At 62.9% G+C, this 14,620-nt stretch carries 14 protein-coding genes and 3 pseudogenes; 8 read left to right on the plus strand and 9 right to left on the minus strand.

What is annotated here, in order from left to right; genetic code table 11:
- Positions 1 to 173 precede the first annotated feature (173 nt).
- Positions 174 to 683 (minus strand): annotated as a pseudogene (locus IPN02_03780) (NAD(P)/FAD-dependent oxidoreductase).
- Positions 684 to 751: 68 nt separating this feature from the next.
- On the opposite strand from IPN02_03780, the pseudogene IPN02_03785 reads away from it, so the two are divergent.
- Positions 752 to 1,310, plus strand: a pseudogene (locus tag IPN02_03785) (helix-turn-helix transcriptional regulator).
- 32 nt (positions 1,311 to 1,342) lie between these two features.
- Here the strand turns inward: IPN02_03785 and IPN02_03790 are convergent.
- Complete coding sequence (locus IPN02_03790) at positions 1,343 to 2,029, minus strand: DUF4386 domain-containing protein (GenBank protein MBK9295995.1); 687 nt, start codon at positions 2,027 to 2,029, stop codon at positions 1,343 to 1,345.
- 254 nt (positions 2,030 to 2,283) lie between these two features.
- On the opposite strand from IPN02_03790, the gene IPN02_03795 reads away from it, so the two are divergent.
- The 6 genes and pseudogenes from IPN02_03795 to IPN02_03820 all read left to right on the plus strand — a co-directional run bounded on the left by IPN02_03795 (position 2,284) and on the right by IPN02_03820 (position 7,317).
- Positions 2,284 to 3,093 (plus strand): AfsR/SARP family transcriptional regulator, encoded by an 810-nt coding sequence (locus tag IPN02_03795; GenBank protein MBK9295996.1) that lies wholly within the window; start codon positions 2,284 to 2,286, stop codon positions 3,091 to 3,093.
- Positions 2,997 to 4,673, plus strand: coding sequence for a hypothetical protein (locus IPN02_03800; GenBank protein ID MBK9295997.1), 1,677 nt, complete (start codon positions 2,997 to 2,999; stop codon positions 4,671 to 4,673). Before IPN02_03795 ends, IPN02_03800 begins: the two co-directional genes overlap by 97 nt.
- Positions 4,670 to 5,494, plus strand: a complete 825-nt coding sequence (locus tag IPN02_03805; GenBank protein MBK9295998.1) for a hypothetical protein — start codon at positions 4,670 to 4,672, stop codon at positions 5,492 to 5,494. The genes IPN02_03800 and IPN02_03805 overlap by 4 nt, the downstream gene beginning before the upstream one ends.
- A 204-nt stretch (positions 5,495 to 5,698) precedes the next feature.
- A pseudogene (locus IPN02_03810) lies at positions 5,699 to 5,806 on the plus strand (hypothetical protein).
- A 1,059-nt stretch (positions 5,807 to 6,865) separates the two neighbouring features.
- Entirely contained in the window at positions 6,866 to 7,054 is a 189-nt protein-coding gene (locus IPN02_03815) for a hypothetical protein (protein ID MBK9295999.1), read from the plus strand.
- Positions 7,039 to 7,317: a hypothetical protein gene (locus IPN02_03820; GenBank protein ID MBK9296000.1), complete on the plus strand. Its 279-nt coding sequence runs from the start codon at positions 7,039 to 7,041 to the stop codon at positions 7,315 to 7,317. The genes IPN02_03815 and IPN02_03820 overlap by 16 nt, the downstream gene beginning before the upstream one ends.
- 98 nt (positions 7,318 to 7,415) lie before the next feature.
- Here the strand turns inward: IPN02_03820 and IPN02_03825 are convergent, their stop codons facing one another.
- The gene (locus IPN02_03825; GenBank protein ID MBK9296001.1) at positions 7,416 to 7,652 is read right to left on the minus strand and encodes a DUF2442 domain-containing protein; all 237 of its coding nucleotides are present in this window, start codon (positions 7,650 to 7,652) and stop codon (positions 7,416 to 7,418) included.
- Positions 7,653 to 8,079: 427 nt separating this feature from the next.
- Between IPN02_03825 and IPN02_03830 the strand changes: the two genes are divergently transcribed.
- Positions 8,080 to 8,310, plus strand: coding sequence for a hypothetical protein (locus IPN02_03830; protein ID MBK9296002.1), 231 nt, complete (start codon positions 8,080 to 8,082; stop codon positions 8,308 to 8,310).
- Positions 8,311 to 8,336: 26 nt separating this feature from the next.
- Here IPN02_03830 and IPN02_03835 read toward each other — a convergent pair whose 3' ends face one another.
- The 6 genes from IPN02_03835 to IPN02_03860 form a co-directional block, all read right to left on the minus strand.
- Complete coding sequence (locus IPN02_03835) at positions 8,337 to 8,588, minus strand: hypothetical protein (GenBank protein ID MBK9296003.1); 252 nt, start codon at positions 8,586 to 8,588, stop codon at positions 8,337 to 8,339.
- A 254-nt stretch (positions 8,589 to 8,842) separates the two neighbouring features.
- Complete coding sequence (locus tag IPN02_03840; protein ID MBK9296004.1) at positions 8,843 to 9,916, minus strand: methyltransferase; 1,074 nt, start codon at positions 9,914 to 9,916, stop codon at positions 8,843 to 8,845.
- Positions 9,917 to 10,555, minus strand: a complete 639-nt coding sequence (locus tag IPN02_03845; protein ID MBK9296005.1) for an SIR2 family protein — start codon at positions 10,553 to 10,555, stop codon at positions 9,917 to 9,919.
- A 1,198-nt stretch (positions 10,556 to 11,753) separates the two neighbouring features.
- Positions 11,754 to 13,703 (minus strand): hypothetical protein, encoded by a 1,950-nt coding sequence (locus tag IPN02_03850; GenBank protein MBK9296006.1) that lies wholly within the window; start codon positions 13,701 to 13,703, stop codon positions 11,754 to 11,756.
- Positions 13,704 to 13,993: 290 nt separating this feature from the next.
- Entirely contained in the window at positions 13,994 to 14,176 is a 183-nt protein-coding gene (locus IPN02_03855; protein ID MBK9296007.1) for a hypothetical protein, read from the minus strand.
- Positions 14,166 to 14,612: an ATP-binding protein gene (locus IPN02_03860; protein ID MBK9296008.1), complete on the minus strand. Its 447-nt coding sequence runs from the start codon at positions 14,610 to 14,612 to the stop codon at positions 14,166 to 14,168. Before IPN02_03860 ends, IPN02_03855 begins: the two co-directional genes overlap by 11 nt.
- Between the last annotated feature and the right edge of the window lie 8 nt (positions 14,613 to 14,620).

The following is a 14,620-nucleotide window of genomic DNA, read 5'->3' on the forward strand; positions in this document are numbered from 1 at the left end:
AATTGCGGTCCCACCGCCACGGCGTCGACGGTGATCGACCCGCCTTCCAGCGCCACCTCCAGGGCGCCGGAGTGCTCGGCGACGCCGGTCGCCTGCCGATGCTCCACCCGAACGCCGCCCAAGCCCAACCTCTCGGCGTCGTCGTCGGTCAGCGGCTGGTCGTGGTTGCGGATCAACGTCACGTCGTCGCTCAACTGGGCAAACAGCAGTGCCTGGTGGGTGCCTATGCCGCTGGTGTCGGTCACTGCGATCCGCTGGTCGCGCACCTCCCAGCCGTGGCACCAGGGGCAGTGGATCACCCGGTCGCCCCAGTGCTCTGCGATGCCCGGGATGTCGGGCAGCACGTTGGTCAGCCCGGTCGCCAGCACCACCCGCCGGGCCCGGTAGACGTCACCGTTCTCGCAGGTGCATGCCAGGTGGTCGCCGTCCTCGACCACGCCGGTGACCCGCCCGCCGACGACGTCGACGCCGTAGGCGGCCAGTTCGGCGTGTGCGGTCGTGAGGAACTCGCCGGGTGGCCGCCCGTCGTGTCCGAGGTAGCCGTGCATGTGCGCGGCCGGGGCATTGCGGGGTTCGCCGCCGTCGATGACGACCACCGAGCGCCTGATCCGGCCCAACTGCAGGGCGGCGGCAGATCCGGCTGCGCCTCCGCCGATCACGAGTACATCGATCGTTGTGTTCATGGCGCCGACGCTACGTCGGTTGTCGATAAATGCAAAGTACCTTGCAGTATTCGCAAGATGATGCGAGTGTGGACCGCATGACGCAACCGGTCGACGATCTGGTGCGGTCCCGCCTGCGGGCGATCCGCCAACACCTCGGCTGGTCGCTCGACGACCTGGCGGCCAAGACCGGCGTCGGGGCCTCGACGATCAGCCGCATCGAAACCGGGCGCCGCACGATCAGCTTCGACGTGCTCGTCCCCTGGCGCGGGCCTGGACGTCAGTGTCGACGAGCTGATTGCCAACGATCGTCACGACGAGGTCGTGATTCGGCCCGAGCCGCACCACTCGCCAGGGATGTCGGTGTGGACGCTGTCCCGCCCCGGCAGCGCCATGCAGGCGGTGAAGATGCGCATCGAGCCCGACGCCCCCGACCCGGAGCCCCAGGTTCACCCCGGCCACGACTTCATGTTCGTCCTCGACGGCACGGTCCGCCTGACGCTCGGTGGTGTCGACCATGTCGTCAGCTCCGGGGAGTCGGCCGAGTTCTCCACGATGACGCCGCACGCCGTCGTGGCGGTCGACCGCCCGGCCGAGGTGCTGATGATTTTCGATCGCGATGGCGCCCTGGCCCACCTGCACGACTGACATGCTGGGTGTTTCGGCTGCGGGTGGCGTCCTCATGCTGCGACGGCGCAGGCGTCCGAGGGCACGATCTCGTCGGTGAGCGGCGAGGGCTTGAACCCCTTGAACGTGAGGTAGATGCCCAGGGAGAGCTCCCAGATGGCGACGGGTGCCATGGCGAGCGTGGCGGGTCCGGACACCTGCTCCCAGACGCCGAACAGCGTGGCGGCGGCGGAGGCGAGCCCGAGGGGTGCGCCGATCAGTCCCAGGGCGGGGATCCAGCGTGGCACCAGCCCGGATCGGTACATCACCGTGCCCAACAGCAGGGCGTTGATCGGCGACATGACGCCTGGCCCGAAGAGAAAGGCCCAGTCGTGGAATGCGAGCAACGCGTGGGCGATCGACACGAGAGTGTCGGGGGTGCCGGTGCCGTCGAGACGCAGCGTAACGATCGACATCAGGCTGAGGGCTCCGACGGTGAGGAGTGCCGCTTCGAGCGTGCGGGAGGCGAGGAAGCCCAGCGAGCACCGCCGGCTTTGGCGGCGGATCACCGGGTAGAGCGCCACGGCCGTGGCGATTCCGGCGAACCCGGTGAGCACGTCAAACAGGCCGGCCCAGACGACCGACGTCGACGACCCGACCCCGAGCACGAAGGATGGGTCGTCCAGCGGCGCCTTCATGCCCAGGGTCGGGATCGAAAAGACGAAGGTGAGCAGGTAGGCGATGCCCCCGGCGAGGGCCACCCCTTCGGCCCCAGCTCAGCGAGGACCAAAATCCGAATCGGCTCGGAGGGGCCCCGTCGATCCTGGGGTGTCCGCCTGTGGGCTCGGACGGGCGTCGGGCTGCGTCGATCAGGTTGGTCATGGGATGGACTCCTTGCTCGTGGGTCTCCGTTCACGGTGCACCCAACCGCTGACCCCAGCTGACCGTTTGCTGACCTCACGGCCTCGTGGCGACCGAGGACCCGTTCCGTCGCCCACCCGGTAGCGTCCGGCTGGTGCAGGTGAGACTCCTGGGCCCACTTGAGATCGAGGGCGAGGACGGGCCCCTTCCGATCAGCGGCTCCAAGCTCCGCGCCGTGCTGGCGATGCTCGCCCTGGACGCGGGACGGGCTGTGTCGACCGACCGGCTGGCCGAGGCTCTCTGGCAGGACGACCCGCCGGCCGGGGCGACCAACGCACTCCAGCGGCTGGTGTCCAAGCTGCGCAGGGCGCTCGGATCGCCGGATCTGGTGGTGCTGGGACCGTCCGGATACGTGCTGGCGGTCGACCCGGTCGACGTCGATGCAAGCCGGCTGGAGGCGCTCGCAGCGACTGCCAGGAGGTCGGTGGCCGTCGGGGATCTCCCGCTGGCGTTGGCACACTTCGCAGCGGCGGAGGGGCTGTGGCGTGGCCCAGCCCTCGCCGACTTCGCCTCCGACGACTTTGCCCGGTCGCACATCGTTCACCTCGACGAGCTTCGGTTGGCGCTCGCGGAGGAGCGGGTTGACGTCGAGCTGGCCATGGGACGTGACGCACAACTCGTCGCCGAACTCAACGCCCTGGTCGCCGAGCATCCCCTGCGCGAGCGGCTGCGGGCCCAGCTGATGGTGGCGCTGTATCGGGCCGGGCGACAGGCGGGACGCGCTGCGGGTCTACCAGGACGGGCGCATCGCTGGCCGAGCAACTCGGGCTGGAACCCGGACCCGAGCTGCAACGCCTGGAGTCGGCCGTGCTGCGACACGACCCGGCGCTGCTCGTCGATCCGGCCCCGCCCGTGCCGGCGCCGTCGTCGGGCCGGAGCAACGGCAACCTCAGGGCGTCGCTGACGCCGCTCATCGGGCGCGACCGCGAGGTGAGCGACGTCTCCGAGTTGCTCCAACGGACCCGCCTGGCGACGGTGGTCGGCCCCGGCGGTGCCGGCAAGACGCGGCTGGCCGTCGAGGTGGCCCGGGCCACGCACGCAAGCTGGGACGGCACGTTCGTCGTCGAGCTGGCACCGGTGGCCGATCCCGCTCTGGTAGCGGCTGTGGTGGCAACCGCGCTCGACATCGCGGAGTCTGCCGATGCCCCGGAGCAGCGCGTCCGAGACTGGTGTGGCGACCGCCGGGTGCTGCTGGTGCTCGACAATTGCGAACACCTGGTGGGCGCGGCAGCGGCGTTCGTCGACGACCTGCTCTCGGCGAGCGAGCACGTCCACGTCCTCGCCACGAGCCGGGAATCGCTGCTGGTCCCGGGCGAGCAGGTGTGGCCGATCCCGCCGCTGACCCCGGCGGATGCGTCCCTGCTGTTCACCCGCCGGGCGACCGCAGCCGACCCCGGCTTCCAACCCGACGGCGAGGCCGCAGCCGTCATCGACAACATCTGCACCCGGCTGGACGGCCTGCCCCTGGCCATCGAGCTCGCAGCGGCTCGAGCACGTGCCTTCTCCGTCACCCAGATCGCCGAGCGGCTCGACGACCGCTTTCACCTGCTCACCGGCGGGTCCCGCACGGCGGCGGCGCGCCAGGCGACGCTCGAGGCCGTCGTGCGGTGGAGCTACGACCTGCTGAACGACGACGAACGATGCCTCTTCGAGCGCCTATCCGTGTTTGCCGGGGGTTGCGTGCTCGATGACGCCGAGGCCATCTGCGGCACCGACCCGCTGCAACGCGATGACATCGCCGATCTGCTGGCGGCCCTCGTGCAGAAGTCGTTGCTCACAGTCGACCGCAGCAGCCGCAAGCCCCGCTACCGCATGCTCGAGACGCTGCGGCAGTACGGGCGGGAGCGGTTGATCGAGCGGGAGGAACTGGACGAGGCGCTCGACCGCCTCGGCAGCCACTACGCCCGGCTGTGCACCGGGGGTCGGGCGGCGTTCCAGGGGCGGAATCAGCGCGCCTGGCACCACGCCATGCAGTCCGACCGGGACAACGTCAGGGTTGCGTTCAACCGGGCGATCGACTTTGGCGACCGGGAGGTGGCGCTGGGCATCGCGGCCGACCTGGCGCTGCACCGTTGGGTGACGGGCACAGTTGGCGAGGGCTATCGGTGGCTCGAGTCGGCCTTTGCCTGCCCCGGTGCGACCGCTCCGTTCACCCTCGGCTGGGCCCTGATGTGGCGAGGCTTCCTCGGCTATCTCAGCGGCAACGCCGACGACGCCGATGCCCAGTTCGCCGAGGGCATTGCACTGCTTCGAGCCCACGCCGGCCCGGTCTTCGAGGCCTATGCCATGAGCTTCCGGGCCCAGATCGCCACCGAGGCGGGCCAACCGGGCGCGCGGCTGCCATCCTCGCCGCCGCGCACGAGGTGCTCAGCGGGGCGGCGGACGACCCGTGGGTGCGAGCGTTCCGCACCTGGCTGCAGGCCGGCCTGGCCCTTCGTCGCGATGTCGACGCCGCCTCGCACGAGGCCCTGCTCCGCAGGGTGATTCCCGAGCTTCGTTTGGCCGGGGACGAGTTCATGACCGCCGTCTGCCTTGACCTGGTGGCCGAGTTTGACGAGGCCACCGGCGCCATCGACGCAGCGATCACCCAGCGGTCCGAGGCGCTCGACATCGTCACCAACCTGCGCATGGCCCGCTTTGAGGCTGCCCTGCTGGCCCGGCTGGGTGCCTCGTCGGTGCTGGTCGGAGCCGACGCAGCGGCCGAACAACACCTGCGGGCCGCAATGTCGCTGGCCTCGGACCTCAAGGCTGCGCCGGTGCGGGCCATGGCGCTCAACGCGCTGGGCGATCTGCGACGACGTGGCGGTCGCCTCGACGAGGCCGAGAATGCCGCCCTGGCTGCCTTCGAACTCTACGACGCGGCCGGGCCTCGGTTCTCCGGCTCGTTCTCCCGTGCCACGGCCGCCTTCGACGTTCCGGTCGGCCTGGCCACGTCGACCTCGGTCCTTGGCTTCGTCGCCACCGCTCGAGGTGATACCTCTCGGGCGATCGAGTGGCAGCGCCAGAGCTTCCGCCACGCCCATCTGGCCGGGCAGCCCCGGGCCCTGGCCGTAGCGTTGGTTGGCCTTGCCGCTGCGACGGCTGCGTCGGGCGACGGGCGGTGGGCCGCACGGCTTCTCGGCGCTGCGGATCAGCTTCGGCGCAAGAGCGGCGCCCTGGCCGCACAGCGGGAGCACGAGGATGCGGACGCCGTGCGCAGGCGAGCACAGGCGCTACTCGGCGCCAACTACGCCCACGAGTACGAACGGGGCGGCCAGTTGGCGCCGGAGGACGTCGTGAACCAAGGGGCCGCCGATCCCGAGTGATCGTGGGGGCATTTAAAGACATCTCGTTACTCGACGAATCATTTTTCTACATTCTCTGGCTCGCTCGCATGCAAGCGACTCGAAGGCCGCTCCGGTGCGCTTCGACGGCGTGGTCGTCCGAACGGTGGGGGATGAGTTGGTGGTCTACGACCCGGCCATCACAGCCACCCACGTGCTCGACTCGGTGGGCGCCGCCGTGTTCGCAGCAGCGTTGGGTTCGCCGAGGGAGCTGGCGCCGCTGCCAAGTTCAACCGACCGTTTGGTGTAGCGGTTGGCGCCGACGGCACCGTGTACGTCGCCGACTCCGGCAACAGTCCATTTGAAAGATCACCTGAGCCCGGCGACCGGCCCCACCGCTCATCATGCGCCGGAACGGTTGACAACAGTTGTTGGGCGAATCAACGTGGCCGCGTGAGCAGCAACACCAGCGAGCACCTTCGCGACCTCATTCGCCGCGACCAGCAGGACGAGGCCGTCCGTCGGCCCAGCGGGCTCATTGCAGAGGGCCTCGATTCCGGCTCGGCCCGACCGGAATCGGATGCGGGTGGTTCTACCTTGAGCGCGCCGATCACATCGACGGCTATGGCCTGTGCACCTGTGTCAGCTCGCTGGCGCAGGCACCGCTTGATCGAACGGTCATCTTGGTCAGGCCGCTGTAGGCGTAGATGGAGGGATCGTTCAAGGTTCCCTTCACCTGCTTCAGATAGTTGCTGATGGTGAGTTGGGCCCGTTGAAGATGTTGACCGCCAGCTGAGGTGAGTATGGGGGCCTGGGTTTGGGACAGCTTGGGTGGGGATGGGGTGGTCCTCAACACTGAGAAGCCGTCTCGTCGCCACAAGCTGCTGTCCATCATGGCGAAACTGCCGGTGACGACGATGGTGTTTGAGTCGAAACGCAAAGAGCCGGCGGCTCGGCGATGGGCAATCGCGCGGCAGCTGGTGCACCTGGACGAGACCGGGGACATCGGCTCGTCACCGAGGCCAGGAGCAGCGCCATGAATGTGGAAGAACGACAGCGAATCACCGTTGCGCCCGCAGTAGTGAAGAACTCTGCGTAGACGCGCAAAACCCGGACACCGACCGTCCGGTCGGGTTCCGGGAATCACTTCCGTCGTCAAAGACTTCGGCACCCGTCAGTCTGCGCCTCTCAACCTCAGAGGACAAGCCACCGAATCTTGCTGACTGTCCTCCGGGGCGTCGAGGCCATGTCGCGTACGCCCGGGTGAAACTCCCTTTCCAGGATCAGCCGGAAGCTTGCCGCTGGAGTCGACGGCAGTCGTCAAGACGTGTTGACGAATCAGGTGGACGTACATACCCTGCCTTAGTGGACATCGAGGCGAGCGCCCGCAAGCACGGTGTCTCCGACGACGACATGATCCACGCGTATCGAAATCACTGGCGGTCTTTCGAGACCGAAGATCCGGCGGTCACCATGTACATCGGCCCCACATTCAATGCTGACCCACTGGAAGTTGGGGTTGTGGTTGACGGCGATGACGCTGTCGTGATTCAAGCCATGCCGGCCAGAGACAAGTTCCTGAGAGGATGGTGGAAACCATGACCAAGTCCCGAGCAGAACAAGCGGCGGCGCTGGAAGTGTGGGCCGAAAACGTCGAGTTCGAAGATCTCAAGGAAGCTGAAACTGGTTCGCTACGAGCCATTGCGAAGGTTGTCGATCAGCGCAACGCTGTGGCCGACGAGCTGTGGGCGGCGGTGCGAGCGGCTCGGCAGGACGGCCGAAGCTGGTCCGAGATCGCAACCATGCTCGGCGTGAGCAAGCAAGCCGCTCAGCAGAAGTACGGACCGATGTCAGCTGCGTCTTAGGTCGCGCCCGGCGAGGGCTGTGCGAGGCTCGGACTTGCTGACGCCGGCCGCCATCCTGCCGGATGTTGATTGAGTCGTGGCTGCTCTGCCGAACAGCTTCAGCGAGCGTCCTGAAGTCGGTACTCCGACACCAGTCGGGGGTCCACCGCACCGGCTGACTCATAGTCTCCGTGGAGGACGTCGGGATCGAGGTCCACACCGGTTGGCCACGAGACGGTGCCTGCGACCGGATCTACCGAAGCGGTCGCAAAAACGCTGTCCTCGTCGACGGTGGCGAGCATGCCGGGTAGCGAACCGGCAAAGTCCAATTCGCGAGCCAGGCCATCGGAGAACACAGCCGAAGCACTCGGCCACCGAGGTACTCCACATTGGTGACTCGGGCTGGACGGCTCATGGGGCCAACATACTGGGCATCACGTGGGTGAGCTGGCCGGATTGGGGCAGATCGTCCTCCCCGGGGAGTGGTGCCCATAGTCGTTCAGGCGGTCCATTCGTAGGTTCGCCCTATGGAGGTCACCTACGCGTTGGAAGGGTCGGCGCTGCGGCACGGCGTCGGGCACGCTGACACTCTCCATGCTCTCTCCCACGCAGTCGGGAGTTGGCCATTGGCGGCAGATCCCCCCGACCGACCTGACGAACGAGTCCTTGTGATCGGGCCAACCCGGTCAGGACTGCTACTGGAAATTGTCTGTATCCCGTCCGATACTGAACATCGAGTGATCCACTCCATGAAGCTGAGGCCGAGCACACGGGCCGATTTCTATGACCACAGCTCTACCCGAAACGACGCCACGGAACGCCCCGAGGCCAACACCCGAGACCCCCCTGTACCCCTACGGCGACTACCTGGCGGATGCCGATGGCTATCTCTACAAGCCAACTGGCGAGCCCGACATTCTCGACGGGCGACACGCCACCATTCAGGTGATCGAGGCTGAGGCTGACGAGTATGAACGAGGCAACTTTCGTCGAGCCGCGGATCGGGCCGAGTAGCGCCGAACTGCGCCTGGGCCACCTACCTACGGAGCGTCGGGGGTGGCGGGCCAGCGTTGGGCGAGGTACTTCTGCTTTTCGACGATGTCGAGGGCGACGGTGCGGTTCAGTCGTCGCACGTAGAACTCGGCGAGCTTCTCCTTGGGGCCGCCGGGCTTTTGCTTGATGACGGTGGCGTCGATGGGGAACCCGGAGGGGTCCACCTGCACCCGGCAAATGTCGTGGCCGTCGACGTGGTGAATCTGTGCCCGCACGCTGGTGGCAGCGGCATCGCCCATCGACCTGGAGATGATGTTGGACAGGCGCTATCGGAACCAGTCACCCGCATCCCGATCGTGCTTTGATGGATTGGAAATCATGCTATCCGTTTGATTGTTAAGCGTTTGCGTTATCAGCTCTCGCTGGATCAAGTCTTTTAACACTAAAAAACTAACAAACCTCAACGAGGATTCAGAGACAATTCCGCCGAGCGTAGGTACTGTCGGCCTGAATGCGAACGAACGGGACGGTGTCCCACGCGACTTGCTATCGATCAACTCTTGCGGAAGAGGTCCCCAAAGCCCTGGTGGTCCAGCCAGCCATTCAGTCTTTCCAAGGTTATATACGGCGCTCCGGTAGCTTCGAACTCAGCATTCAAACAAGAGAGACGAGACCGTATGAGGGAGGCGAGTTCTCGGGCCGAGTCTGTGCTGGGCGTCACAATGGCGATAACACAATCGCTCAGGCATACCGTCCTGCCGGCTAAAAGAATGGCCACGCTCTGTGAAGTGAGGCGGCCCACACGGGGGAGCAAAACCGCTGGTCCAGCGAGGTACCTCACCGACCGGCACCTCCGCATTTCAATCTCTGGCTCACGAACGAGAGAACTCAAATCTGTTGAATGCACAAGGCTACGCCACGGACCTCGACGATTTCTCCGAGAATGCATCGGTACCCAGCCACGAACAAGAATCCTTTGGCTGGACTTCGCGGAGGGTCTATCAAGACTTGGCCCCGCAACAGTGTCTGCAACCCGTCGCCACCGAAGAACTCTGGTTTGAGTGACTGCCCCCTTGAATGCCCGGCGAGGGTAAGAAGTGAGCCATTCAATCTGTCCAGTAGAGTGAAGATACTCCAGCGCCTTGCGGTTTTTAACAGCGTGCTGAACACTGTACGGGAGCACTGATACAAGAACACCATCATCTACAACATACTCTGTAGCCCGGAGCACAAAGGCGAGACTTCGGGCGCAGGAAATCTCTTGGCCGGATACTCGAACCGACGTAGTCGCTGCCCCGCGTTCGGAAAATGGCGGATTCATTACTACGGCATCTACGCCAAACGTCTTCCATTCAGCGGGGATGTTGGAGGAGTTGGCATGGAGGAAGTCAAAGCAATCAAGCTCAAGACCTGGGAAGCTTGACCCGAGTAATCGGATAGCATTCGGATCCACGTCCACCCCGAACAATGGAACGTCGGGATGGTGGCGCTGGAAGGGCAGGAGCAGGGCTCCTGAACCAATAGTCGGATCAAGAACGCCGCGCACCATCTCACCGACGGGCTCAGTCACCGCCAAATGGAGGTCCCCAGCAATTGCACTGGGTGTCTCGAAGAAGTCGCGGTCCATCTACGGGCCCGTCGCCCTCAATCCGTCAGCCTCGCTCTTGAGTGTGGTTAGAAAATCTATGACCTCCGCATGGGTATCGTCAGCAGGCTCATACCCAATCACGTCGACTCCAAAGTCCTTTCGAAGCCGCCCAGCCGAGACCGAGCCTGCTGAAGTTGGAATCAGAGCGTAATCAGGCGAACTTCCGTCCTTGAGCGACTGTCTGAGCATCTCCAAAAGGGCAAGGAGTTCTCTATCATCCACAGAGAAACCCAACATGAGAACCGTGCGAGTGATAAAGAGCGCAGAAAGCACCATCCGATAGCCGGGTTGTTCATATAGCAGGTGGCGATAATCTCGTTCCGATAGAATGACCTTCTCAGTGTCTGCGACGGAACCGTGTAGGTGAACCACAACGGGGTCTTCGGAACTGAGACTTGAGCTCTGCAACAGCCGCTGAAGCTGCGGTGCCTGTGTATAGTCCAAGACTCTTACAGAACGCTCCCTAATTGCTGCAAATGTGTGTTCTAGAAAACGATCATAATTGGTTGTCAGAACGATCTCCGGCTCAAGTTCCCAGAGCAATTTGTGGGCCTCAGAAGGCCTGACGTAATGTTCGATTTCAAGTTCGAGCTGAGCACGGAACTCATCCAGGGGCATGACTTCGCGCAACTCCTCAGCTACAGCGAGGTACTTTTGGCCCGATATCAATTCCAACAGTTCAGCTCTCGCCTCGCCGCTAACTCGATTCGTGGATGCGGCATGGTCGGTAAGCCGCTCGAGTAGCTGGCGCCAATTGGGCATAGTAGGGTCCGCTTGGCGGGACATTCCGGACCCTACGAGCAGGACGAGTTCCCCCCTTGCCGCAGCCGCGACAAGGGGCTCTGGCAGCGACTCAAATCTCGACATTATCAGCCCTTGCACTGATTAGACCGAGCACGCTATAACTGAAAATGCGGCCCATCCCGCTGGATCCCTGCGGATTGCGAACCGCATGGTCGTAGACAAGTTTCGGCATATGGTTACCCTCTAGTTCTCTCTGTAGGTAGTAGATAACGGCCCCGAGCGCATGCGTCCTGGGCCCGAGCGGGACGACGATCATCTCGGAGCCATCGTCTTTACCTAACCGATCGAGCAGCCTAACGATCCTCGAGTGGTTCATTAGCTGGGACCCGCTCCAAATGTACATTCGGGCCGATACCTAGCCTGGATAGTGCTTGAAGATTCCCTTTCATCGCTGTGGCGACATACTCGTCTTTGAAGCCTGGGTCAGCCACTACCGCATGTACACGTGCCCCGAAAGCGTCAAGCGCTGCCGCCATGTGCCCAAGACGAGAGCCTTCGAACCCTAGAAGAAACACGATCGTGCGATCGCCACTCCCGCCAGTTGCCAGCGTCGAGAATCCCGGCAACGGTCCGGCTCCGCCCACTGACCGGCTCAAATAGCGTCCATTGCGAATCTGAGCGTCTTCGGTCTCGTACCTTGAAGGCTCGACATACCAAGCAGTGAGAGGAACCTTATGATGGACCGCACCACGGACGAATGCGGACCAAACTGCATGAGGCAGACAAGAAATGTCGATTGTGACCGGAAACGTCTGGGCTCGTAGGAAATCGGCCACTTGTGCCGTGTCACGCAGCGCCAAGTCGGTCCGGTCTGCGCCATCAACTACTGAGACGACATCGAGAAGTTCCCGTCTGGACTGCTGCTCGTGTTGAACGACCAACGTGTTTCCGGCAGCTGCTCGCAGTATATCCGAAATTTGTTTACCACGAGGCTCATCCGAATCAGCAAGGATGAAGGCTCGCTGCGAAATGTCACCGTCTTCGGCTGTTTCGTTAAATGCGCTGACATTCATTACTCTATCCCAGCATCAAAATAATCTTTGAACAGATCAAGTTGATCAGGTAGGAACTCCGTGGTCGGAGGCCCGGTTCTTCCCGTGCGCGTTAGGATCGCCCTAAGTGCCGTTCGCGGATCTGTGACGAGATCCAATAGTTCTTGAGGCCGCACCAATACTTTGCGTTTTCTGCGGTGGGAGAATACAAACGCCGCACTTAGAATTGGATGAAGCAAATAGTCGTCTTCGCGTGTTGTAAGCACATCTCGTCTCTTGCTGGATGGGATCCTCAGAACCACTGAATGCTGGACCGCTGCCCGGAGCAGATCCTCAAGCTGGGCGCGCTGGGCAGCCTTCATCTGTTCGAGATCGGAGGGCGGTAGATAGAATTCGTTCACCTCAGGTGTGTGGCCATGAGGATCTCTAGCCATTGTCTCGAAGAGGCGTCCTAGGCCCAATGCAAGCCGAAGGAGATCCGGGCCCACCTGGTCAATCTCACGGATCTCCAACAGGTGCTCGCTCCCAACTGCTTGCGACGCGAGTGTTTGGATCTCAGGAGTTACAGGCACCAACTCCGGTGCAGTAATGTTTTCATTTGACATCCTTAGTGCCTCTGCGACGATCAGAAGAAGGAACCTGATATTACCGGCTGACATTAGGGCGAGGGTGTCCCAACCCGCATAATATTTGCGAATCTTAGCGGCTCGCTGTGACTTGAGAGTGAATAGGCTTGCGTATGCATAGTTGACGAGTCGAGATTCCCACTTCTTTGAGTTCGCTGCAGCCCGTTCAGCCGCCGTCGCCAAACCGATTCCGTCAGACTCCGCCCAGTACTTTAGGACCACCAGCGCCAAGTCGGTCGAGCTGGCGAGAAAGGATTCGACCCGAGAGGAAGCTGTGTTGTCGAGTATCTCACTTCGGACATCTGCGGCGATTCCAGATGCGCCCAGAAGACCAGCCTCGGCGGAGATTGTAAGGTCGGGAAAGAGGATGCGGGTATTGGGCGGGTTTGAAGTGTCGGTCTGGCGATAGTATTCGTCAATTCGTGCTTGTATGACGTCCTTCGCGAAGGAATTGAAACGTGACCCAATCAACAAGCGACTTAGGTCTATGACAGAAAAGTCCGCTGGCGCTATTAGGGGCTCGCCCCCGCCTATGACGGATCGACTATGGAAACCGAGTTCTCGAACGGCTATCTTGATTGTGTAGTCGAGTTCCGAATTTTTCAGCAGGGTGTTGACTACCTGTTGTTGCTCTGCGCTGTATGACTCATATTCGTCCAGCAGAAATGCTATTGCCTTGCCATGCACGATGCTAGCCGTGGCTGCCGAAACAGCTGCGACTAATGGCTCAAGCGGCTTGCCGAGTACCGATAGCTGGAGATCAGCCAAAGGCCGGTTGTTGTTGACCGCCAGTTCCAGCTGAGTGATGAGGGTCCGCAAGCGCTTTTGGAGGCCTCGTGATGTTGTCTCTATGGTCTCAGAGGTCAAGCCTAAGTTCAATTGCACAGCCTCAAGTGAATCTGACGAGAGGCGTATAGTGTCACCGAGTTCCCGTTCTGCCCAATCTATGAACTCTAGGACAAGGTCGCAGAATACGAGGTTGACGTAGTGAATGAAGAGCTTCTGCCAGTCCTCGGCCGACCGAGAGGAACCAGAGAAGGTTTGGGACACGGCGCGATCACACCGAAGGTAGACGCCGATGATCTCCGACGTCTCAAGGAGCCCAGCGTTGCGCCCTGACCGGATGTAGGTTCCCTCGTAGCTTAAGCCCCAGAGTGCCGTGGTCTTCCCAGTCCCACGGCCTCCGATCATTACACAAGGAGTTCGTGTGCGGAGTTCAGGGAAGTAACCCGGGGTTATGAAGTGCTCGAACATGTCGAGGTTCATTCGCTCCTGCTTGTACGCGCCAAAGACCTCGGCCAAGACTTGGCGGCAGTCGGCGCCGGATGTTGGCTCGTCGCTCACAGGGGCATCCTACGCCTGGTGATGGGGCCGGTGAGTGTGGAGTGGGTCTCTTCGTGGCGTTGAACGACTCAGATCTCCTGGTGGCACGCGGTTGTCGGCTCGTAAGACTCGGCTGAATTGGTAGGTCGAAGGAGGCTTGCGCCACACCGGGAGCGGGCGGCTTCCACTCGATCCGGCCGTAAAGGCGCAGGACGTTGGATGGGTGGAAGCTAGAGCGTTGAGCAGGCGTGCTTGTGTGGGGATTGGCGGTCTCCGTCCGAGAACTGAATGGGTCGATGGTCGCGTTCCCGCTATTGAAGCTCGGGGATAGTAGGCCAGCGTTGGGTGATGTATTTCTGCTTCTCGACTACGTCGAGGGCAACGGTGCCGTTCAGCTTTCGCACGTAGAACTCGGTGAGCTTCTCCTTGGGGCCGCCGGGCTTTTGCTTGATGACGGTGGCGTCGGCGGGGAACCCGGACGGATCAACCTGCACCCGGCAGATGTCGTGGCCGTCGACGTGATGGATCTGGGCCCGTACGTTGGTGGCAGCGGCGTCGCCCATCGACGTGGAGATGATGTTGGAGAGGTGCTGTTGAAACCAGTCCCTCGAGTCCTGGTCGCTTGGACCGGCTGGCGTAGTCGCTGTCGAGCCCGTGGATGGTGCCGTCGTCGACCACGCCGATCATCAGCGTGCCGCCCTCTCGTCCGTTCATGAACGCAGCGACCGTCTTCAGCGTGGCGCTCTCGAGCGGCTTGAACGTTTCGCCCGAGTCGGCGTGGGCGCGCAGCATCGCCGTGTACTCGAGGAAGCTCGTCGTCACCTCGCCCTCGGTGCCGTCCAGGGTGACCGAGCCCTCGAAGCTCTTTTGCAGCTTCAGGCGGGTCAACTCCACCTCGGGGTCGACCGCCACCGACCCGTCGACCTTCACGAACGCAG

The organism is Candidatus Microthrix subdominans, assembly GCA_016719385.1.
Taxonomy (GTDB): Bacteria; Actinomycetota; Acidimicrobiia; order Acidimicrobiales; family Microtrichaceae; genus Microthrix; species Microthrix subdominans.